Raw genomic sequence first — 21,032 nt, forward strand, 5'->3', positions numbered from 1 at the left:
GGGGAGGGAGGCGGTGGCGACGGGGGCGCCGGCGACGGGGGCGGCTGCGTGTGACGGAGGCGTGGCACGGGACGCGGCGGCGCCCGGAGTGAGAACGACGGCGACGGCGAACGCCGCGGCGGCGGCGCGCCGGAGGTGTCGACCGGCGGGCGAGTCGCTCATCCCTTTCCGGCCAGCCTTTCCCAGGCGAGACGGGCGATGCGTCGTTCGTTCGGAAACGTCAAGTGCTGGTGCACCTCGTCGAGATCCACCCACGCGACGTCGATCGCCTCTTGATCCGGGTCGTTCTCGACCGTGAGATCACCGCCGGTGGCCTCGAGCAGGTAATGGTGAACGATCTTGTGCACACGACGGTCGTGCGTGGAGAACCAGTAGTCGATCGTGCCGAGCGTGACGAGGACGCGTCCGATGATCCCGGTCTCCTCCGCCACCTCGCGTTCCGCCGTCTCGACGAGGGTCTCGTCGTTCTCCTGATGGCCCTTGGGCAGACACCATTCGATGCGGCCCGCGCGGTTGCGGCGCGCGATGACCGCGATGCGGGCCCGGCCGTCGACGACGTCGACGACGATGCCCCCTGCCGACGTCTCCAACACCGCAGGCAGCCGCCGCGTGGAGCGGCCGGGGCGCGGTGAGGTCGTCATCACGCCACTGTAGTCAAGGCCGCCTGAGGCTGCCGTGACCCTCGCCGGGAGCCGGCGGCGCACCCCTGGATTCACGTGAAACATTCACCCCGGTGTCGAGGGGCGGGGGTCTCCATCGCCTCGTCGTGTCGCGCCGACGGGTCCGTCAGTCCACCACCTTGACGACGAGTTTGCCGAAGTTCCGCCCGGTGAGGAGTCCGCGAAAGGCGTCGCGGGTGTGATCGAAGCCCTCGACGACGTCTTCCTTGAACTTCACCGTGCCGTCGGCGACCCAGGCCGTCATGTCGCGGCGGAAGTCGTCGGTGAGGCGGTCGGCGAACTCGGTCTGGATGAACCCGCGAACCGTGATGCTGCGGGAGAGGACGAGTCCCATGAACCGTGGGAGCCGGTCGGGTCCCGCGGGTGCTTCGGTGTCGTTGTACCCCGCGACCAGACCGCAGACGGGGATGCGGGCGTAGGTGTTGAGGCGGGGGAAGACGGCATCGAAGACGTGACCGCCGACATTCTCGAAGTACACGTCGATGCCGTCGGGAGTCGCGGCCTCGAGTTGCTCGACGAAGTCGTCGGCGCGGTGGTCCACGGCGGCGGCGAACCCGAGCTCACGCAGGTAGGCGACCTTCTCGGGGCCCCCGGCGATGCCGACTGCCCGGGCGCCACGGGCCTGGGCGATCTGCCCGACGGCCGAGCCGACGGGCCCGGTGGCTGCTGCGACGACGACGGTCTCGCCGGGGCGCGGTCGACCGATCTCCGTCAGACCGGCGTAGGCGGTGAAGCCCGGCATTCCGAGCACCCCGAGCGCCGTCGAGACGGGCAGCGAGGCGGCGCCCATGTTCGCGTCGAGGCCGGTGAGCTGAGCGACCGATTCGACCGACCGGGTCTGCCACCCGCCGTAGCCGAGCACGAGGTCGCCGGGCTCGAACTCGCCGCCGGGGCATTCGAGTACCCGCGAGACCGTGGCACCGACCATCGTGCCCCCGATCGGCACGGGCTTCGCGTACGACTTCGCCGCGCTCATCCGGCCGCGCATGTACGGGTCGAGGGAGAGGTACAGCGTCTCGAGCAGTGCCTCCCCGGGCGCCGGGGGGTCCAATTCGGCTGTCTCGACGACGAGGTCGTCGTCGGTGGGTTCTCCGTGGGGACGCCGGGCCAGCACGATGCGACGGGTCGAGGTCATGGCTCCACTGTGCCCGCCGCCGCGTTCCGCGGCAGCCCGGGGAGGTGGGCGGCGGCGTCACGGCCGGTGCGTGGGCGGCTTCGAAAGGTCGAGCCCGCGCGCCGCTCGCCTTCTACGCTGTTCACATGAGCCAGACACACGACGAGCAGCCCGAGACCGACGAGAGTGCCGAGCAGACGCCGATCGAGGAGACCCCCGCCGCGGCCGGAGGCAAGGACGACACCACTCCCGAGCAGGGCGAGGGGGCGCAGAACTCGTTCTGACCCACCGGCGGCGGAGCACACGCCGGTGGGTGGCGGGCCTCCGCGACTCCAGCGCTACCAGCGGTGAACCCGCCGAGAGTCGCCGGTGCCTCGCTCAATCCCGGCCGACGTCCACCGAGGGCGCTCCCGTGAGGGTGACGAGTTCGTCATGGGTCGTCCAGAACATCGCGTGGACGATCCCCGCACCCGCCCACACCCGGTCGTAACGCGCGAGGTCGCGGTCGACGAGGGTCCGCAGGGCGGTTGGGTGGCCGACGGGCGCGCAGCCGCCGACGCGTTGACCCGTGGCGCCGTGGACGAAGTCGGGGTCGGCCCGCGAGAGTTTCGGAACGCCGAGATGCTCGGCGGCCTTGGCCACGTCGACGCGGTGGGCTCCGCTCGCGAGGACGAGCACGGGTTCGTCGCCGGCGCGAAAGACGAGACTGTTGGCGATCGCGCCGACCTCGCACCCGAGTTGTTCGGCCGCGGCGGCGGCCGTGGGCACGTCGGTGGTGAACTCGGTGATCCGGTCGAACAGTCCCGCTGCGACGAGCGCGGCCTCGACCCGGGTGAGCGCGGAGTCGTCGCTCATCACGCGGCGCCGAACCGGGCGGCCGAACGGGCTTTCGCCTTGGCGGGCTCTTCTTCGCGGTTCTTCGGCGGGGCGCTCGTCACCAACTCCTCGAGGAGCCGGTCGACGGCGGCAGCGATCTCACCGACGGCGCGGTCGTAGGCCGCCTGGTTGGCCTTGCTCGGAGCTCCGCCCCCGATCTTGCGGACGAACTGCAGACAGGCGGCGTCGACCTCCTCCCGGGTGGCCGGTGGTTCGAAGTTGTGAAGCTGACGAATGTTGCGGCACATGGGTCTTCCTCTCCTCGCAACCGAGCTCGCGTCCTGTCCGGCACGGTCAGCGCACCGCACGACGCGCCGGCCGTCAAGACTGCCGGGCCACGGGATGAGCCCACCAGCCCGATCTCGAGCGCCGGGGGCGGTTCACATCTCGCACAACAAAGACCGGTCAGGGCGACACACTCGGAACCGCGATGAGCCGCTGACCTGCGACGATGACAGGCCGCCTGCGTGAGGAGCGGTCGGTGACCGGTCTTTCTTGCGCGAGATCGCCGGCGCCCCGCGATCAGGACGGGGACCGCGCGGCCGCGAGCGCCTCGCGAAGGACGGCCGCCACCTCGTCGCGGTGCGTGAGGGGTGCGAGGTGGCTGGCGCGGGGGATGACGCGGATGCGGGCGTCGGCGCACATCGACGCGTAGTGGCGGGCGTCGATGCGGAGTTGGTCGAACTGCCCGCCCACGAGGAACACCGGGCACGGCAACCCGCGGAGTTGCTCGGCGCTGGCCGAGGCCATGGTTCCCGCCCACGCGGCCGGGAGGGCGGCGTAAGCACCGGTGCCGGGTACGTCCTCGGGCGCGGCTCCGAGCCGGCGCAGCATCGCGTTCGTCGCCACCGCCATGCGATCGGGACCGACGGCCGTCAGTGCGCGGGCGAAACCCGTGTACGTGCGCCGCAGGGCCGGGTGCCGGCTCGGGTCGGCGGTGGCGCCGAGCAGCACGAGCGCCCCGATCCGGTCGGGGTGGCGTTGGGCGTAGGTGGTGACGACGTACCCGCCGAGGCTGTGACCGGCGAGAACGGCATCGGCTCGACCGGTGGCCTCGACGGCACGGGCGACGACGTCGACCGCTGCCTCGTCCGTCCACGGCTCGCCGACCCGGTCTCCGTGACCGGGCAGATCGACCGTGACGACATCGGCGCCGGGGAGGCGCTCGGCGTATCCCGACCATTGCCGGGAGTCGAACCGAGTGCCGTGGACGAGGATCAGCGGCTGTCCCATCTCGTCCCCCTCGCAGATCGACCGTGAGCACGTGCAGTATCCCGCTCGCCGCCCTCTGCAGGCCCGAGGCCACCCCTGATCGCCGACGTCGCCTGGGCGAGAATGGCGCGCATGACTGTGGATGCCACCCGTGTGGAGACGTACTACCGCCTCGTCGACGCTGACGACGTCGACGGTCTCGTCGAACTGTTCGCGCCGGACTCCGTCTACCGGCGGCCGGGGTACGAACCGCTCGTCGGTCACGACGCCCTGCGCGCGTTCTACGAGGGGGAACGGGTCATCGAATCGGGGACGCACACCGTGGATCACACGGTGGTCGGGGAGGACTCCGTCGCCGTGCACGGTCGCTTCGAGGGCACGCTGCGTGACGGCTCGTCGGCCTCCCTGCGGTTCGCCGACTTCTACACCTTCGACGACGACGGCCGGTTCGCCACTCGCGACACGTTCTTCTTCGCCCCGTTGGTCTGACCGGCCCGAGCCGCCTGCGAGACGCCCGGTCAGCGCTCACCGGCGAGGCGTCGACGACCACGGGCGAGCGCGGCATCGACGAGGCTGCCGCCCGGCCCGGCCTCCTCGACGAGCTCGAGCACCCGGCCTCCGATGGCGTCGACGGCCTCGGCGAGTTGCTCGTCGCTCCAGCCGAGGGCCCGGGCGTGCTCGTGGATGACGCCGCCGGCGTTGGCGACGAAGTCGGGAACGAACGTGATGCCTCGAGTGAGCAGGGCCGCGTCGACGTCGTCGGAGTCCAGCGTGTCGTTGGCGGCCCCGGCGATGAGCCGGCAGTTCAGGTGGGGCACGACGTCGGCGGTCACGACCCGCGCGACCGCCGAGGGCGCGAACACGTCGCACTCGGTGGTGACGATCTCCTCGACGTCCACCGCTCGGCCGCCCACCTGCGCGGCGACCTCCTCGGCGCGCGCACGGTCGACGTCCGCGGCGATCACCTCGCCACCATCTCGAGCGACGAGGCGGGCGAGTTCTCCGCCCACCGACCCGACTCCCTGCACGGCGACCCGCACGCCCGACAGGTCCGGCCGGCCGAGCACGCCCTGCACGGCGGCCCGCATCGCCGCGTACACCCCGCGGGCCGTCCACGGCGAGGGGTTGGCGTCGGCACAGTAGACCTTGGCGCCCCGCTCGCGAACGACGGCCATGTCGGCGAGCGTCGTCGCCATGTCCACGCCGGGGATGTAGCGCCCGTGGGTGCCGGCCACCGCGTCACCGAACGCCTCGAACAGGCGCCGGCGGGCTGCGGCATCCCGGGGTCGCCCGTCGGAGACGATGACGGATTTCGCTCCGCCATAAGGCAGTTCGGCCAGAGCGTGCTTGAACGTCATCGCCCGCGCGAGCCGTTGTGCCTCCTCGACCGCCGCGGCCGGGGTGGCGTACTCACGCATCCGTACCCCGCCGAATCCTGGTCCGAGCGTGAGGTCGTCGAGGGCGATGACCGCCTTGAGGCCGGAGGCCTCGTCGCTGACGGTGATGACCTGCTCGGAGGTGAAGGGGTCGAAGTGCGTCGCGTCCATGGGCCCACCGTAGGCGGCCGGGTGCCGGGTCACCGCCGGGTGCCGCCTACGCTTGGTCACCGTGTCCGCGAACGCCCCGAATATCGATGCCCTCCTGCGCCAGGCCACCGGCCGTCTCGCGCCGGCGCTTCCGTTGTTGACGGAGCTCGGGTCGGCGTTCACCGACGCGGGGCACGAGGTCGCGCTCGTGGGCGGGCCGGTACGCGACGCGTTCCTCGGCCGCGACAGCATCGATCTCGACCTCACGACCTCGGCGCGCCCTGACGACACCGAGCGCATCCTCGCCGCATGGGGTGAGGCGACGTGGGACATGGGCCGCGACTTCGGCACGATCGGCGCCCGCCGCGGCGCGACGATCGTCGAGGTCACGACGTATCGCGCCGATGCCTACGACGGTCAGACGCGCAAGCCGGTCGTCGCGTTCGGAGACTCCCTCGAGGAGGACCTGATCCGCCGCGACTTCACCGTCAACGCGATGGCCCTGCGCCTGCCCGACCTCGGGTTCGTCGATCCGCACGGCGGTCTCGAGGATCTCGCCGCCCGGCGTCTGCGCACCCCGAGCCCGGCCGAGGTCTCCTTCGGGGACGACCCGCTGCGGATGATGCGGGCCGCGCGCTTCGCCGCCCAGCTCGGCTTCGTGCCCACCTACGAGGTGCGGGCCGCGATGGCGGAGATGCACGCGACGCTCGAGATCGTCTCGGCCGAGCGGATTCGCGACGAGTTCAGCAAGCTCATGCTCGCCCCCGACCCCGTCGGCGGTATCCGTCTGCTCGTCGACACCGGTCTGGCCGATGTCATGCTCCCCGAGCTGACGCTCATGCGGACGACGGTCGATGAGCACCGCCGCCACAAGGACGTCTACGAGCACTCGCTCACGGTGCTCCGCCAGGCCATCGCGCTCGAAGGAGCGCCCGGGAGCCCGGCGCAGGACGTGCCCGGCCCGGATCTCGTGCTGCGGCTGGCCGCGCTCATGCACGACGTCGGCAAGCCCGCGACCCGACGCTTCGAGCCCGGTGGCGGGGTGACGTTCCACCACCACGAGGTCGTCGGGGCCAAGCTCACGAACAAGCGCCTCCGGGCCCTGCGCTACGACAAGGAGACCGTCAAGGCCGTGAGCCGGCTCGTCGAGCTCCACCTGCGCTTCCACGGGTACGGCGGCGGGGAGTGGACCGATTCGGCCGTGCGTCGCTACGTCACCGACGCCGGTGAGCTGTTGCCACGACTGCACCGCCTCACCCGCGCCGACTGCACCACCCGCAACCAGCGCAAGGCCGAGCGGCTCGCCCGCACCTACGACTCCCTCCAACGCCGCATCGAGTCGCTCATGGCGGCCGAGGAGCTCAAGAAGGTGCGTCCCGAGCTCGACGGCAACGAGATCGGCGAGATCCTCGGCATCAGCCCCGGCCCGGTGCTCGGCCGCGCCTACAAGCACCTGCTCGCGATCCGTCTCGACCGGGGTCCGATCGGCAAGGACGCCGCGCGCGAGGAGCTGGTCACGTGGTGGGCGCAGCAGCCGGAGGCCCACGACGGCTGAGGCCGGCGTCGGGTCCCCTCGGCTCGCCAGGGCGCGCGCATGACACGAGTCCGGGTGTCGCGGTTGTCGATCGGTGATCAGAGTTCGCCGCGCACGACCGATGAGGACCGTGGACGATCGATCGGGATCGTGCAGCGTACGGGGTGTCTTCAGGCAGAGGCGGCATACTCTGGCGCGCACAGACCCCTGGGGAAGAGGAACGAGTGAGTTCACCGACCGGACGGATCCGCGTGGCCGCGCCGCCGCGCAAGCGAGGCTGGCGACGCCTGTTCTCCCTCAAGTTGTGGTTGCTCCTCCTGAGCCTAGGGGTGCTCCTCGCGGCGGGAACGGCCGCGGCCGCGTACACGCTCGTCGACATCCCCGACCCGAACACCGCGGCCCAGTCGCAGACGTCGATCGTCTACTACGCCGACGGCAAGACCGAGATGGCCCGCATCAGTGCCGTCGACCGCGAGGCCGTCCAGCTCGACCAGGTTCCCGAGTCGATGCGGCACGCGATGCTCGCCGCCGAGGACCGCAGCTTCTACGAGAATCCGGGCATCTCGCTCATGGGTCTCGGCCGGGCCGTGTGGGCGCTCGTCACCGGCGGCCCGACCCAGGGCGGGTCGACGATCACGCAGCAGTACGTCAAGAACTACTTCCTCACCCAGGACCAGACGTTCGCCCGCAAGGGCCGTGAGCTCGTCATCTCGCTGAAGATCGAGCAGGAGCTCTCCAAGGACGAGATTCTGCGCGACTACCTCAACACCATCTACTTCGGCCGCGGCGCGTACGGGGTGCAGGCGGCCTCGCGCGCCTACTTCGGCAAGGACGTCACCAAGCTCGACCTCGCCGAGAGCGCGTTCCTCGCCTCGGTCGTGCGCGGCCCGTCGTTGTACGACCCGGCCGAGGGCGCCAAGGCCGAGAAGAACGCCGAGGCCCGCATGAAGTACGTGCTCGACGGCATGGTCGAGCAGGGGTGGCTCACGTCGTCGCAGCGCCGGGCCGTGAAGTTCCCCAAGGTGCTGCCGCCCAAGGAGCGGTCCTCGCGTTCCGGGCCCAACGGGTACCTCGTGCAGATGGTGCGTGACGAGCTGGTCTCGAAGGTGGGTCTGTCGCCGGAGCAGATCGACGTGGGCGGTCTGCGGATCACGACGACGATCGACCAGCAGCGCCAGCGGGATGCGATCCGCGCCGTGGAGAACAACCTGCCGACGCCGAAGGTGCGTGCGGGTCTCGTCTCGCTCAAGCCGGGCGACGGCGCGATCATGGCGCTCTACGGCGGGGCGAACTTCGAGAAGCAGCCGTACAACGCCGCCACCCAGGCCCAGTTGCAGGGCGGGTCGACGTTCAAGGTGTTCACGCTGGTCGCGGCGCTGGAGAAGGGCATCGGCACCGGCACGATGTTCGACGGGAGCTCCCCGCGGTACTTCGAGGAGTTCAAGGGCGGCGGCAACCCCAGCGGCCGGGTGCAGAACTACGGTGACGCGAGCTACGGCTGGATCGATCTGCGTACGGCGACGGCCAAGTCGGCCAACACTCCGTTCGCGCAGCTCAACATCGAGGTGGGCCCGCAGGCCACCAAGGACGCGGCCATCGAACTCGGGCTGCCGCAGAACACCCTGGGGCTCGACAGCAACGCCGCCAACGTCTTCGGCACCGCCTCCCCGCGGGTCATCGACATGGCCAAGGCGTACGCGACGCTCGCGGCGCGCGGGGTACGCAGCGAGCCGTACGTCATCAAGGAGGTCAAGGCCGTCGAGGGCGCGGGAGAACGCTTCGACGGGTACGTCGCCCAACCCGTGACCGAGCAGGTCGTCGACGAGAACGTCGTCGCCGACGCGGTGGACGCGATGGAGCAGGTGGTCAAGCGCGGCACCGCGACGAAGGCCCAGGCCATCGGGCGGCCCGCGGCGGGCAAGACCGGCACGACCGACGAGAACCGCGCGGTGTGGTTCGACGGGTTCACCCCCGACATCGCGACCGCCGTCGCCATGTATCTGCCCGACGAGCAGGGCAACGCCGTCCCCATGCGCGGCGCCGGTCTCGGCAGCGGGGTGACGGGTGGCTCCTATCCGGTCGACGTGTGGACCTCCTACATGCGTCGTGCGGTCGAGGGCACGCCGTACCAGGACTTCCCCGAGCGTGCCGGGATCGGCAACTCCCAGGGCCGGGACGAGTGGCAGGAGCAGCCGTCCGAGCCGGCGCCCGAGGAGACCCAGCAGTGGGTGCCCTCCGAGCCGCCCACGCAGACGCCGAGCGAGGCGCCCGTCCCCACGTGGACGCCCACCGACGTGCCGCCGCCTCCGCAGACCTCCGCGCCCCAGGGCGACGGTGACTCCGGTGGCCAGAACGGCAACGGCAGGGACTCCGGTGGCGACCAGGGCGGCGACGGGGGCCGTGACGGCGGTGGCAACGACGCACCCGGCAAGGGCCGCGGCGGCGGTCGATCCTCGCCGCCCGAGGGCCGGGACTCTCCGCGCGGCGGCGATGCCGCGACGGCCACCGCCCGTGCAGCACAACGTCGCCCGGCGGCCCCCGTGCCGTCGGCCAGCGGAACGTAGTCTCGGCACATGTCCTCGAGCGTGCTGCCCCCGGGGCAGCCGGATCGCATCGCGCGCCTCGCGACAGGGGTGGTCGGAGGCCCGCGCGGAAGGCATGCGGTCACCCCGTCCGGCAGGCCGCATCTGCTGCTCGTCGCCGCACTGCTGAGCCTGGGCGCCTGCCTCACCCTCGCGCTGGGGTTCCTGCAGAAGAGCCACTGCGTGCGGTTCGGCTGGGCGGTGCCGCAGGTCTACTGGAAGGGCTGCTACTCCGATCTGCCCTCGTACGCGGGCAATCCCGGCCTCACGGGTGGGCTGCCCTACGACGCGGGCTCGGCGCTCGGTGAGCCGGTGGGAGTCGGGGTCGTGTTGCGGTTGCTGGCCGTGTTCGTGCCGGCCGACGGGTTCGCGCGTCAGCAGGGCCTGTTCGTCGCATGGGCCGTGCTGGCCGCGGTGCTGCTCGTCGTCACCGTGCTCGCGACGGTGTGGACGTGCCGCGCCCACCCGGAGTGGGCCGCCCACGTCGCGTTCAGCCCGCTCGTCGCCACGGTCGCGCTGGTGTCGCTCGACCTCGTGGGGGTCGCCCTCACCTCGGTCGCCATGTGGCTGTGGAGCCGAGGCCGGCTCACCGCGGCGGGCGTCGTGTTCGGCCTCGCCGTCGCCACCCGCACCTACCCACTGCTCGTCCTCGTCGTCCTCGGCGTCCTCGCCCTGCGGGCCGGCGCTCTGCGCGACTGGGCCCGCACCGCCGGAGTGGCCCTCGTCACCGCGGTGCTCGTCGTCGGAGGCGTGTCCCTCGCGTACGGCACCGGGACGCTGGCGGCCTACCAGTCCTGGGCTGCGGCCACGGCGCAGCTCGGCTCGCCGTGGTACGTCGCGACCCTGTGGGAGCGCCCGATCGCGATGGGGGTGCTCACGCTGCTCGCGGTGTTCGGGTGGGCCCTGGCCGTCGGCGCCGGAGCTCTTCTCGCGCTCGCGGCACCGGTGCGTCCACGCATCGGCGAGATCGCGATCGTCGTCCTCGTCCTCGTGCTGATCACCGGCAAGTCGCTGCCCGTGCAGTCCTCGCTGTGGCTCGTGCCGCTCGCCGCGATCGCCGGCCTGCCGTGGCGTGATCACCTTCTCTGGGCGCTCACCGAGGTGCTCTACTTCGTCGCGGTGTGGCTCTACCTCGGTGGACTGGACGACGCCGCCGCTGCGCTGCCCAAGGCCTGGTACGCCGCGTTCCTCGTGTTGCGCCTCGCCGGCCTGGTCTGGCTCGCCGCGGCCGCCACACGGCAGGCGATGAACCGTCGCGACCACGGCACGGTCTTCGACGCCCCGCCGATCGACGAGGCCGCCGGACGCATGGCCGCTCTCCCCGACGCCGTCGTCGTCCGGTACGAGCAGTGAACGCGACCGACGCGCACACACCGACCGCGCCGGCCCCCTGTGGATGACGATTCGGTGGGAGTCGCGCCGCCCGGTACGCTGAGGGGTATCTCTTGGCACGCGGTGACGCGTCGCGACCGGCACCTTCGGGTGCCGGCCGGGCACACGGCACTCGGCGGGCGAACACTCGAACGGCGATCCCCGCAGCTCGGCTGCGGTGTCGCGGGCCAGGGACGCAGCAACCCTCCTGTCACGGAGAGACCGTGACCGCCAAGACCGAAGGAGGTGGGTTACGCGCATGCGTCAGTACGAACTCATGATCATCCTCGACCCCGAGGTGGACGACCGGCAGGTCGCCCCGACGCTCGAGCGGTTCCTCGCCGTCATCAAGAACGACAAGGGCACGATCGACAACCTCGACCTCATGGGCCGTCGTCGGCTCGCCTATGACATCAAGAAGAAGTCCGAGGGCATCTACGTCGTCGTCAACTTCAGCGCAGAGCCGGCCACGGCCAAGGAGCTCGACCGTCAGCTGGGTCTGAGCGAGCAGGTGCTCCGCACCAAGCTCCTCCGCCCCGACGCGGCCTGAGTCCTCGCATCCACGCCGATCAGCGCCGCTGATCGGCATCGATCACCGCTCACGACCGACCCCCCGGAGAGGACCCCTCATGGCCGGCGAGACCGTCATCACCGTCATCGGCAACCTCGTTGCCGACCCGGAGCTTCGCTTCACCCCCTCGGGTGCGGCGGTCGCCAACTTCCGCGTCGCCTCGACGCCGCGCACGTTCGATCGTCAGACGAACGAGTGGAAGGACGGTGAGGCCCTGTTCCTCACGTGCTCCGCGTGGCGTGACATGGCCGAGAACGTGGCCGAGTCGCTCACCCGTGGCTCCCGCGTCATCGTCTCGGGCCGGCTGAAGTCTCGTTCGTACGAGACCAAGGAGGGCGAGAAACGCACCGTCATGGAGCTCGACGTCGACGAGATCGGCCCGTCGCTCAAGTACGCCACGGCCAAGGTCAGCAAGACCTCCCGCGGTGGCGGCGGCGGCTTCTCCGGCGGCGGCCAGCAGGGTGGCGGCTGGGGAGGTCAGCAGGGTGGCAACTCCGGCGGTGGCTGGGGCGGCGGTCAGCAGGGTGGTTCGGCCCCGTCGTCCGACCCGTGGGCCCAGGGCCCCAGCGGTGGCGGCCAGTCCGGCGGCCAGCAGGGCGGCAACTCCGGCGGGTGGGGCCAGGCCCCGTCCTACGACGAGCCCCCGTTCTGATCGACCGATCGGCGTCTCGCGAGCCGGTGCCCTTCGCGCCGGCCTCGCATCCGGTGGACGTGAGTCCATCACCCGGGCCCTGAGCCCGGATCACATCTGAGTACGACCCCATCCCGGAGCATCACTCCGGGCTCTCACGAGAGGAGAGCACCACGATGGCGAAGCCCGTTGTGCGCAAGCCCAAGAAGAAGGCCAACCCGCTCAAGGCCGCGAAGATCGAGAACATCGACTACAAGGACACGACGCTGCTGCGGAAGTTCATCTCCGACCGCGGCAAGATCCGTGCGCGTCGCGTCACCGGTGTGTCGGTGCAGGAGCAGCGCCTCATCGCGAAGGCGGTCAAGAACGCCCGCGAGATGGCCCTGCTGCCCTACTCCAGCTCGGCTCGCTGAGTCCGACCCGGTCTGAGAGAAGGAGACACATCATGAAGCTCATCCTCACGAACGAGGTCACCGGTCTCGGTTCTGCCGGTGACGTCGTCGAGGTCAAGGACGGCTACGGCCGCAACTTCCTGCTCCCGCGTGGTCTCGCGACCCCGTGGAGCCGCGGCGGCCAGAAGCAGGTCGACGCGCTGCGCAAGGCCCGTGAGGCACGCGTCATCGCCTCGCTCGATGACGCCAAGGGCGTCAAGGGCCAGCTCGAGGCTCGTACCCTGCGCATCGCCGTTCAGGCATCGGACTCCGGCCGCCTGTTCGGTGCCATCACGCAGAACGAGGTCGCCGAGGCCGCCAAGGCCGAGGGCGTGACCATCGACCGTCGCACGGTCGAGTTCACCAGCCCCATCAAGTCGACGGGTGACCACACCGCGCTGGTGCGCCTCCACCCGGAGGTCTCCGCCACGGTGAAGCTGCAGGTCGTCGCGGGCTGAGTCCCGGTCGATCCGTCTCGACGCCCCCGTACTCCGCTCGGAGTGCGGGGGCGTCGGCGTCTGTTCAGGAGTGAACGGGGCAGGGGGGCGGGTCAGCGCATGCCGGTGACCAGCCACGTGTCCGAGCGGGCGCGCAGGGCGAGGACGAGGGTGCGTATCGCCATGAAGACGAGGAACCCGGCCCAGATGGCGGCGAGCGCGACTCCGGGTCCGGCGGCCTGCAGCGGCTCTTGAGCGGCGAGGATCACGCCGACGACCGGCAGGTAGGCGATGAGGACGACGACGCCGGCACCGGCGAGCCAGCGGGCGTCTCCGGCTCCGATGAGCACCCCGTCGAGGAGGAAGGCGTAGGCCGACAGCGGTTGCCCGGCGGCGAGCACGAGGAGCCCGATCGTGAGGGCGGCTCGCACGTCGGGGTCGGGCGTGAACAGCCACGGCAGCACCGGTGAGAGGGCGGCGATGGCGACGCCGAGGAGTACTCCGAAGAACATCGACCACCGTGTCATGAGGGCGGTGAGGGTGCGGGCGCCGGAGCTGTCGCCGGCGCCGAGGGCCTTGCCGATGAGCGCCTGCCCGGCGATCGCGAGGGCGTCGAGGGCGAAGGTGAGGAACGTCCACAGTGTCCATGCGACCTGGTGGGCGGCGAGGGTGACGTCGCCGAACCGGACCGCGACCCAGGTGGTGAGCAGGATGACCGCGCGTAGGGCGAGGGTGCGCACGAGCAGCGGGATCCCGTCCCCGGCCGCGCGGAGCACGGAGCGCGGGTGGGGCCGCAGGGAGGCGCCGTGTCGCCGGGCGCCGCGCACGACGACGGTTCCGAGCCCGAGGGCCATCCCGGTCTGGGCGATGACGGTGCCCCACGCGGACCCGCCGATGCCGAGACCGAAGCCGTAGACGAACAGCAGGTTGAGGACGACGTTGGCGCCGAATCCGGCCACGGCGGCGACGAGCGGGGTGCGGGTGTCCTGGAGTCCGCGCAGGACGCCGGTGAGCGCGAGCACGGCGAACATGGCGGGGACTCCGAGGGCGGAGATCCGCAGGTAGACGAGGGCCTGGGCGTTGACCGTGGGCGTGGCACCGAAACTCTCGACGATGGGCCCGGCACCGAGACCGAGGACGAGAGCCGTCACGGTTCCGAGGACGAGGGAGAGCCAGAGGCCGTCGAGGCCGGCGGCGAGGGCAAGGTCGTGAGCTCCCGCGCCCAGGCGTCGGGAGACGAGTGCGGTGGTCGCGTAGGCGAGGAAGACGAACAGGCCGACGGCGGTGGCGAGCACGCTCGAGGCGATGCCCAGCCCGGCCAGCGGTGCCGTGCCGAGGTGGCCGACGATCGCGGTGTCGGCGAGGAGGAACAGGGGCTCGGCGACGAGCGTGAGCAGGGCGGGGACCGCGAGGCCGAGGACCTCGCGGCGGATCCGGGCGGGGTCGATCCCGTCAGCGTGCGGCGCCGGCGTCATCGGCGAGGCGGGCATGGACGGCTCGAGCGAGCGAGGCGGGCATCTGGGTCTTCCACCCGTCGAGGGTGGCACGGAGCCACGGGCAGGCCGGAGTCCGGGTGCGCGCGTAGGCGGCGAGAGCCTCGGGAATGGCGTCGCGGACGACGGCGTGGCGTTCGAGCAGGTTGGCTCCGACGCATGCCTTCAGCAGGTCACGGTCGATCGCGTGGCGGCGCCGCACCTGGCTGAGGATGGCGGAGCGTCGCAACCACTCCGAGTCGACGACGGCCCAGGAGCGCATCACGGGAACCTCGGTCTCGGGTGCCGCGGACAGGGGAAGCGGCAGGCAGAAGTGGGCGACGGCGTCGGCGGTTTCGGGAGTGGGGTCGTCGGTGACGAGATCGCGGTAGATCGACGTCGCTCGGGGCGAAGAGGCGTAGGCGCGATAGCGGGGGTGTCGAGCGAGGGCGACGGCGGCGTAACGCGACTCGTGACTCGGATCGACCGACCACAGGTTGCGGATCGCGTCCTCCCAGGACTCGTGGTCGGAGGGCGAGAGCGCGGGGTCGGCGAGGCTCGACACGAGGAGCCGCACGACGGTGTGGATCGGGACTCCGGCGAAGGGGAGGTCGCTGCGGTACTGGCGTCGTAGGGCGCGGGCGAGCGACTGGTCGCGGCGGTCATCGAGGTCGCGTCGCACGGCGCGCGGTAGGGCGTCGGCGGCACGGTGCATGCCCCCGAGGTTAACGGCTGGTAGGCCCGACGCGGCGAACCTACTTTTCGGTCGGTGTCACACCATGTGAACGCTTACGAAATGTTGAATCAGCTAGCCGGACCAGCCGATTCGACCGACGCGAACGGGGGCGCGACCGGTTCGTCCCGTATGTCGGTCACGGGCAGCACACCCCGGATGTGGTGCGGGTAAAGCGTCGGCATCCAGTGGTGCACGGTGTGGTCAGAACTTGTCTCGCCTGGCGGTCCTGGGATGCATATCGTGTGGCGCACAACTTTGTCCACCCCCATCGCCGCAGCTCAGCGGGGTGCCGGTGGACAACTCGCTCAGTCATCCCCAGCTTCGTCCACAGGATGTGGACGTTGTCCACCGGGTCGTCCACACCTTCTCCCCAACACGTCCTGATCGGCTGTTTGTGACGGGCGTCCGTGGCCCCTAGCGTTGGTCCTCGATCGCCCCTCCGATCACCCGGAACGGCCGTGCGTGGCGACGCGTCGGCGGCCTTTCGGTCACGGCTCGGGGGCGTGACCGAAAGCCTGTCGGTGGCGGCGTGCAGTGTGTCTGCCGGCGGGCTTTCATGTCCGCACAACGCTGTCGAGAGGGGGATCGCATGTCGCTGGCGCGCGTGGACAGATCGGATTTCGAGGGTGGCCTGCACTCGATCTCCGAGGGGCCGGACGACCGGGTTCCGCCGCAGGACGTCCACGCCGAGCAGAGCGTGCTCGGCAGCATGATGCTGTCGAAGGACGCGATCGCGGACTCCATCGAGGTGCTGCGCGGCACCGACTTCTACCGGCCGGCCCACGAGCTCGTCTTCGAGGCCATCCTCGACCTGTACGGGCGCGGCGAGCCGGCCGACGCGATCACCGTGGCCGACGAGCTCACCAAGCGTCAGGAACTCTCGCGGGTCGGGGGGCAGTCCTACCTCCACCAGCTCATCGCGGGTGTGCCGACGGCCGCCAACGCCGGGTACTACGCGCAGATCGTCGCCGAGCGTGCGGTGCTGCGCCGGCTCGTCGATGCGGGCACGCGCATCGTGCAGCTCGGTTACGGCACCTCCGGTGGCGATGTCGAGGAGATCGTCAACACGGCCCAGGCGGAGGTGTACGCGGTCGCCGACAAGCGCGGCGGCGAGGATTACCACCTGCTCGGCGAGCTGCTCGAGGCCACGGCCGACGAGATCGAGCAGGCCTCCGGCTCCACGGGCGAGATGGTCGGCGTCCCCACCGGCTTCGCCGATTTCGACGAACTCACCAATGGGCTTCACCCCGGGCAGATGATCGTCATCGCGGCGAGACCGGCAATGGGAAAATCGACCCTGGCCTTGGATTTCGCGCGGGCCGCCGCTATTCACAACAACATGTCGACCGTCGTCTTCTCGTTGGAGATGAGTCGAAACGAGATCACGATGCGTCTGCTCAGTGCCGAGGCGTCGATCCAGTTGCAGCACATGCGCAAGGGCACGATGCGCGACGAGGACTGGAGCAAGCTCGCGCGCACGATGGGTGAGGTCAGCGAGGCGCCGTTGTTCATCGACGACTCGCCCAACATGTCGCTCATGGAGATCCGGGCGAAGTGCCGCCGGCTCAAGCAGCGTCACAATCTGAAACTCGTGATCATCGACTACCTGCAGCTCATGAGCTCCGGTAAGAAGGTGGAATCACGTCAGCAAGAGGTGTCGGAGTTCTCTCGAGCGCTCAAGCTGCTCGCCAAGGAGTTGGAGGTCCCCGTGATCGCGCTGTCGCAGCTCAACCGTGGACCGGAGCAACGCACCGACAAGAAGCCCCAGGTCAGCGATCTGCGTGAGTCGGGGTGCCTCACCGCGGACACCAAGATTCTGCGGGCCGACACGGGCGCCGAGGTCGCGATCGGGGAGCTCGCGGCGTCGGGGGAGAAGGACGTGCCGGTGTGGGCGTTGGACGAGTCCCTGCGGTACGTGCGTCGACACATGACGCACGCGTTCTCCACGGGGACGAAGCCGGTGTACCGGTTGACGCTGGCGTCGGGAAAGACGGTGCGGGCCACGGAGAATCACCCGTTCCTCACCTACGACGGCTGGGTGCCCTTGGGGGAGGTCACGTGCGGCATGCGTGTTGCGGCGCCGCGGCACGTGCCGGCACCCGGCCAAGTCGACTCCGAGTGGGCCGACGACGACGTGCGCACCGCGGCGCAGCTGTGCGCCGAGCACCCGGCCGCGACGATTCCGTCGGTGTTGTTCTCGCTGCCCAAGACCCAGATCGCGCTGTTCCTGCGGGCGTTCTTCTCGACGTGCGGTGGAGTGATGTTGTCGGTGGATCGTCCGGGCGGGGAGATCTTCGCCTTCGCCGACGGCCGCGACCGGCTCGACCGGGTGTCACGGCTGCTGCTGCGGTTCGGCATCTCGACCGTCGTCACCGGGGACGAGTCGGGGTGGGTGCTCGACATCGTCGACGTGGATTCGCAGCGCCGGTTCCTGCAGGAGATCGGCATCGACGGTCCCGCGGCCTCGGATGCCGGGCGGTTGTTGGACATCGTGCGTCAGGTGTCGTCGGCGCCTGTGCCAGGTGAGGGCCAGCTGCCGCTGTGGCATGACGTGGCCGCGGCCCTGTCCCCGGTGACCGACGACGATGCCGTCGCCGGCGGTGCGCTCGAGACGGCGGTGACCGCGCAGGTGGGGACCCTGCGTCAGGTCGCGACCGTCCTCGACCGCGACGACGCCGACCTCGAGGCCGTCAACGACGTGGAATGGGAGGTCGTCGTCGGCGTCGAGTTCGACGGCATCGAAGAGGTCTTCGACGCCACCGTCCTCGGCACCCACAACTTCATCGCCGACGGCATCTCCGTGCACAACTCCATCGAGCAGGACGCCGACATGGTCGTCCTCCTCCACCGTGAATCCGTGTACGAGCCCGATTCACCGCGCGAGGGTGAAGCCGACATCATCGTGGCCAAGCACCGAAACGGCCCGACACGGACCATCACCGTGGCGTTCCAGGGGCACTATTCGAGGTTCACGAATATGGCGGCGAATTACTGAGCGACAAGTGGTGCTGAGATGCTGACCTATCCGTCAGTGCCCCCCCTCGGGATCGCCGATGAAGCGGCGGCAGCGGTCATGACCGTAGCCTTGCTCGTGTCCTGGGCGATCGCTGCACAGGAAGGCTCCCGGTGACGGCCGCGACGACGCCGAGCTCGCGCAGCAGACCTGAGGGACCGCCTCCGCACGGCCCTATCATTGGCGGCAGCAGAACGCTGTCATCCGAGGGGGCCACATGGCTCGAGGACGCATCGCCGTCGCGATGACATGGCGCTCGGACCGGTGGGCCGAACAGTGGCCCTGGACCTGACCGCGGTCGAAGGTTTCGTCGCGATCGCCACCAGCGACATTTCGGACGCGCCGCCGCAGCCCAGGGCGTCTCGATCTCGACGATCACGAAGCGACTCCAGCGTCTGGAGGCATCACTCGGTGTACCGCTCGTCTTCCGCGGGTCGGCGGGTTTCAGCGGACTGACCCCTGCCGGGCAGCGGTTCCTGGAGGTGGCGCCAGCCCTGCTGCGCGCGGCCGACGTGGCGGCTGTGGCCGCGTCGGGCACGCCGCACACGACGTTGTCGGTGGCGATCCCCGACGGTGTCGGCGTCGTCGCCCCGCTACTCCCCTCCGCGCTCGGAACCCTCGAACTCGCCCTCCAGCAAACCTACTCAGGTGTCGAGGTCCTGGCGGCTCCGACGCCTTTCGACCGGCTCACTGAGAGCCTGGTGGAAGGGGAGGTGGACGCGGTGCTCACCTCGGTCGTTCGCCGCACCCCGGCGTCGTCTCCACCCGGCTCTCACCCTTGCGCCGGATCGGCGTCGTCAGCGCGAGCCACCCCTTCGCGCGCCGGCACTCCGTGCCCGCCGCCGAGTTCGCCGCGGCACCGATGATCTACTCGCCGGAGTTGCCCGACCATTACATGCACCCGTTTGTCCTCGCCGATGTGAGGCCGCTGTCAGAGGCTTCGCTCTCGCCGCTGCGCGCGTCCGCGACGGCGCACGTGGCGCAACGGCTCCTCCAGGGTCGAGAGGTGACGGTCGTGCCGGCCGCGCTGACCGGGCACCTCCCGCCAGAGGTGCACCGCGTCCGCATCGAGGGTCTCCCGCCCGCGTGGTATCACGCGCATCGTCGCATCGCCGACAACCGGCCGCCACTGCTCATGGCCATCGAGCTGATGGGCGACTTCACCGACTCGATCACCCGCTTCGCGCTGCAGTCACCACCGTTTCCCGCTCGGAAACGGTTTCCCCGCAGCACTTTCGCAACTCCCATCATGGCGTCTGTCACTGCCTGACGTGCGACCCGACAGGAGCTTGCCATGATCACCGCATACCGCGCACTCGCCTACCTCGTCTGCCTCCTGGTCGGAGTGCAGGCCGCCACCCACGCCTGGTCCTCCGCCGGAGGGTCTGTCGCTCTAACGGTGTAAGTGGCCTGATCGCCTCGTTCGGGGCAGGAGGGTCGTCATGACCGAGACACTGGGGCTCGTGGAGGAGCCGACATCGCAGGAGCCACCTGAGGACGCGTCCTCGGGTGAAGCGTTCGGGGCCGTCCCGGACGAGCCCGGGCCCGCAGGGGCTGGGGACATGACGGCCGCGAACGCGGCCGTCATTCGGCAGCTTGTACTGCAAGCCAAGGACGCCGGGATCGAGATCACCGGCCCGGGTGGATTGTTGAAGCAGATCACCAAAATGGTGATCGAGTCCGCCCTGGATGAGGAGATGTCCGAACACCTGGGCTACGACAGGCACGCAGCTGAGGGTCGTAACGGCGGGAACTCCCGCAACGGGAAACGGTCCAAGACCGTGGTCACCGACAACGTCGGTGAGGTACGGATCGACGTGCCGCGGGACCGGGATGCCTCGTTCGAGCCGCAGTTGGTGAAGAAGCGGCAACGCCGGCTGGGGGATCTGGATGCGATGGTGTTGTCGCTGTACGCCAAGGGCCTGACCACCGGAGAAATCAGTGCGCACCTGGCCGAGGTGTACGGGGCGTCGGTGTCCAAGGACACCGTCTCTCGGATCACCGACCGGGTGATCGAGGAGATGCAGGTCTGGTGGGCGCGGCCGTTGGAGAAGGTGTACGCGGCGATCTTCATCGACGCAATCGTGGTGAAGGTCCGCGATGGGCAGGTGCGTAATCGCCCGTTCTATGCCGCGATCGGGGTCGACCTCGAGGGGCACAAGGACGTGCTGGGCATGTGGGCCGGCGACGGGGACGGGGAGTCGGCCAAGTACTGGCTGGCCGTCCTGACCGAGCTGCGTAACCGGGGCGTGCAGGACGTGTTCTTCGTCGTCTGTGACGGCCTCAAAGGCCTACCCGACTCGGTGAACGCAGTGTTCGCGCAGGCCACGGTGCAGACCTGCATCATTCACTTGATCCGCAACACCTTCCGGTACGCCTCCCGCAGGTACTGGGACGGCATCGCCAGGGACATGAAGCCGATCTACACCGCCCCCACCGCGGCCGCGGCCCGAGACCGCTTCGAGGAGTTCGCCGAGAAGTGGGGCAAGCCCTACCCAGCGATCGTGCGGCTGTGGGAGAACGCCTGGACCGAGTTCATCCCGTTCCTGGACTACGACGTCGAGATCCGACGCGTGATCTGCTCAACCAACGCGATCGAGTCGCTCAACGCCCGCTACCGGCGCGCGGTCCGAGCCCGCGGACACTTCCCCAACGAGCAGGCCGCGATGAAAACCCTGTACCTCGTCACGAGGAGCCTGGACCCCAAGGGCACCGGACAGACACGATGGGTCACACGCTGGAAACCAGCGTTGAACGCCTTCGCCATCACCTTCGCCGACCGCATCCCGGCCGCCGAAGACCGCTGAGAATGAAAACGCCACTTACACCGTTGGCCGGACAGTCCC

The 21,032-nt window shown here is 70.1% G+C and carries 20 protein-coding genes and 1 pseudogene; 13 read left to right on the forward strand and 8 right to left on the reverse strand.

What is annotated here, in order from left to right; all coding sequences use genetic code 11:
• Positions 1–158 precede the first annotated feature (158 nt).
• Both BN1197_RS00960 and BN1197_RS00965 read right to left on the reverse strand, forming a co-directional pair.
• A complete protein-coding gene (locus tag BN1197_RS00960) occupies positions 159–641 on the reverse strand; it encodes an NUDIX hydrolase (RefSeq protein ID WP_040155387.1) in 483 nt (160 codons plus the stop codon).
• Between the two features lie 145 nt (positions 642–786).
• Positions 787–1,815 (reverse strand): NADP-dependent oxidoreductase, encoded by a 1,029-nt coding sequence (locus tag BN1197_RS00965; RefSeq protein ID WP_040155388.1) that lies wholly within the window; start codon positions 1,813–1,815, stop codon positions 787–789.
• Between the two features lie 125 nt (positions 1,816–1,940).
• On the opposite strand from BN1197_RS00965, the gene BN1197_RS17200 reads away from it, so the two are divergent.
• Positions 1,941–2,078: a hypothetical protein gene (locus tag BN1197_RS17200; RefSeq protein WP_176489684.1), complete on the forward strand. Its 138-nt coding sequence runs from the start codon at positions 1,941–1,943 to the stop codon at positions 2,076–2,078.
• A 94-nt stretch (positions 2,079–2,172) separates the two neighbouring features.
• Here the strand turns inward: BN1197_RS17200 and BN1197_RS00970 are convergent, their stop codons facing one another.
• The 3 genes from BN1197_RS00970 to BN1197_RS00980 form a co-directional block, all read right to left on the reverse strand.
• Complete coding sequence (locus BN1197_RS00970) at positions 2,173–2,649, reverse strand: YbaK/EbsC family protein (protein ID WP_040155389.1); 477 nt, start codon at positions 2,647–2,649, stop codon at positions 2,173–2,175.
• Positions 2,649–2,918 (reverse strand): DUF2277 domain-containing protein, encoded by a 270-nt coding sequence (locus tag BN1197_RS00975; RefSeq protein ID WP_040155391.1) that lies wholly within the window; start codon positions 2,916–2,918, stop codon positions 2,649–2,651. The genes BN1197_RS00970 and BN1197_RS00975 overlap by 1 nt, the downstream gene beginning before the upstream one ends.
• Before the next feature lie 274 nt (positions 2,919–3,192).
• On the reverse strand, positions 3,193–3,903 hold the full coding sequence (locus BN1197_RS00980; protein ID WP_040155393.1) for an alpha/beta fold hydrolase: 711 nt from the start codon (positions 3,901–3,903) through the stop codon (positions 3,193–3,195).
• Between the two features lie 111 nt (positions 3,904–4,014).
• Between BN1197_RS00980 and BN1197_RS00985 the strand changes: the two genes are divergently transcribed.
• On the forward strand, positions 4,015–4,371 hold the full coding sequence (locus tag BN1197_RS00985) for a nuclear transport factor 2 family protein (protein WP_040155409.1): 357 nt from the start codon (positions 4,015–4,017) through the stop codon (positions 4,369–4,371).
• Between the two features lie 29 nt (positions 4,372–4,400).
• On the opposite strand, the gene BN1197_RS00990 is transcribed toward BN1197_RS00985, so the two are convergent.
• Entirely contained in the window at positions 4,401–5,429 is a 1,029-nt protein-coding gene (locus BN1197_RS00990; RefSeq protein WP_040155395.1) for a Glu/Leu/Phe/Val dehydrogenase dimerization domain-containing protein, read from the reverse strand.
• Between the two features lie 61 nt (positions 5,430–5,490).
• On the opposite strand from BN1197_RS00990, the gene BN1197_RS00995 reads away from it, so the two are divergent.
• The 7 genes from BN1197_RS00995 (at position 5,491) to rplI (ending at position 12,986) form a co-directional block, all read left to right on the forward strand.
• On the forward strand, positions 5,491–6,963 hold the full coding sequence (locus BN1197_RS00995) for a CCA tRNA nucleotidyltransferase (RefSeq protein ID WP_052465821.1): 1,473 nt from the start codon (positions 5,491–5,493) through the stop codon (positions 6,961–6,963).
• 203 nt (positions 6,964–7,166) lie between these two features.
• Positions 7,167–9,506: a transglycosylase domain-containing protein gene (locus tag BN1197_RS01000; protein WP_141397158.1), complete on the forward strand. Its 2,340-nt coding sequence runs from the start codon at positions 7,167–7,169 to the stop codon at positions 9,504–9,506.
• Between the two features lie 9 nt (positions 9,507–9,515).
• Entirely contained in the window at positions 9,516–10,877 is a 1,362-nt protein-coding gene (locus tag BN1197_RS01005; protein ID WP_040155397.1) for a DUF2029 domain-containing protein, read from the forward strand.
• A gap of 277 nt (positions 10,878–11,154) precedes the next feature.
• Positions 11,155–11,445, forward strand: coding sequence for a 30S ribosomal protein S6 (rpsF, locus tag BN1197_RS01010; protein WP_040155399.1), 291 nt, complete (start codon positions 11,155–11,157; stop codon positions 11,443–11,445).
• A gap of 79 nt (positions 11,446–11,524) precedes the next feature.
• Positions 11,525–12,118 carry a single-stranded DNA-binding protein gene (locus tag BN1197_RS01015; protein ID WP_040155400.1) on the forward strand — a complete coding sequence of 198 codons (594 nt, stop codon included), beginning with the start codon at positions 11,525–11,527 and terminating at the stop codon, positions 12,116–12,118.
• 155 nt (positions 12,119–12,273) lie between these two features.
• Complete coding sequence (gene rpsR / locus BN1197_RS01020; RefSeq protein ID WP_040155401.1) at positions 12,274–12,510, forward strand: 30S ribosomal protein S18; 237 nt, start codon at positions 12,274–12,276, stop codon at positions 12,508–12,510.
• Positions 12,511–12,542: 32 nt separating this feature from the next.
• Positions 12,543–12,986, forward strand: a complete 444-nt coding sequence (rplI, locus tag BN1197_RS01025) for a 50S ribosomal protein L9 (protein WP_176489685.1) — start codon at positions 12,543–12,545, stop codon at positions 12,984–12,986.
• Between the two features lie 92 nt (positions 12,987–13,078).
• On the opposite strand, the gene BN1197_RS01030 is transcribed toward rplI, so the two are convergent.
• Positions 13,079–14,455, reverse strand: coding sequence for an MATE family efflux transporter (locus BN1197_RS01030; RefSeq protein ID WP_245851772.1), 1,377 nt, complete (start codon positions 14,453–14,455; stop codon positions 13,079–13,081).
• A complete protein-coding gene (locus BN1197_RS01035; RefSeq protein WP_052465820.1) occupies positions 14,418–15,152 on the reverse strand; it encodes a DNA alkylation repair protein in 735 nt (244 codons plus the stop codon). Before BN1197_RS01035 ends, BN1197_RS01030 begins: the two co-directional genes overlap by 38 nt.
• Before the next feature lie 610 nt (positions 15,153–15,762).
• Between BN1197_RS01035 and dnaB the strand changes: the two genes are divergently transcribed.
• From dnaB to BN1197_RS01055, 4 genes and pseudogenes are all read left to right on the forward strand, one after another.
• The gene (dnaB, locus tag BN1197_RS01040; RefSeq protein WP_040155404.1) at positions 15,763–18,168 is read left to right on the forward strand and encodes a replicative DNA helicase; all 2,406 of its coding nucleotides are present in this window, start codon (positions 15,763–15,765) and stop codon (positions 18,166–18,168) included.
• A 353-nt stretch (positions 18,169–18,521) separates the two neighbouring features.
• Positions 18,522–19,052, forward strand: a pseudogene (locus BN1197_RS18050) (LysR family transcriptional regulator); the annotation flags it as partial.
• The gene (locus tag BN1197_RS01050) at positions 18,965–19,456 is read left to right on the forward strand and encodes a type 2 periplasmic-binding domain-containing protein (RefSeq protein WP_040155406.1); all 492 of its coding nucleotides are present in this window, start codon (positions 18,965–18,967) and stop codon (positions 19,454–19,456) included. The pseudogene BN1197_RS18050 and the gene BN1197_RS01050, both read left to right, overlap by 88 nt.
• Before the next feature lie 292 nt (positions 19,457–19,748).
• A complete protein-coding gene (locus tag BN1197_RS01055) occupies positions 19,749–20,993 on the forward strand; it encodes an IS256 family transposase (RefSeq protein WP_040155408.1) in 1,245 nt (414 codons plus the stop codon).
• The last annotated feature ends 39 nt before the right edge of the window (positions 20,994–21,032 follow it).

It is taken from the genome of Mobilicoccus massiliensis (assembly GCF_000826525.2).
GTDB classification, from domain to species: domain Bacteria; phylum Actinomycetota; class Actinomycetes; order Actinomycetales; family Dermatophilaceae; genus Mobilicoccus; species Mobilicoccus massiliensis.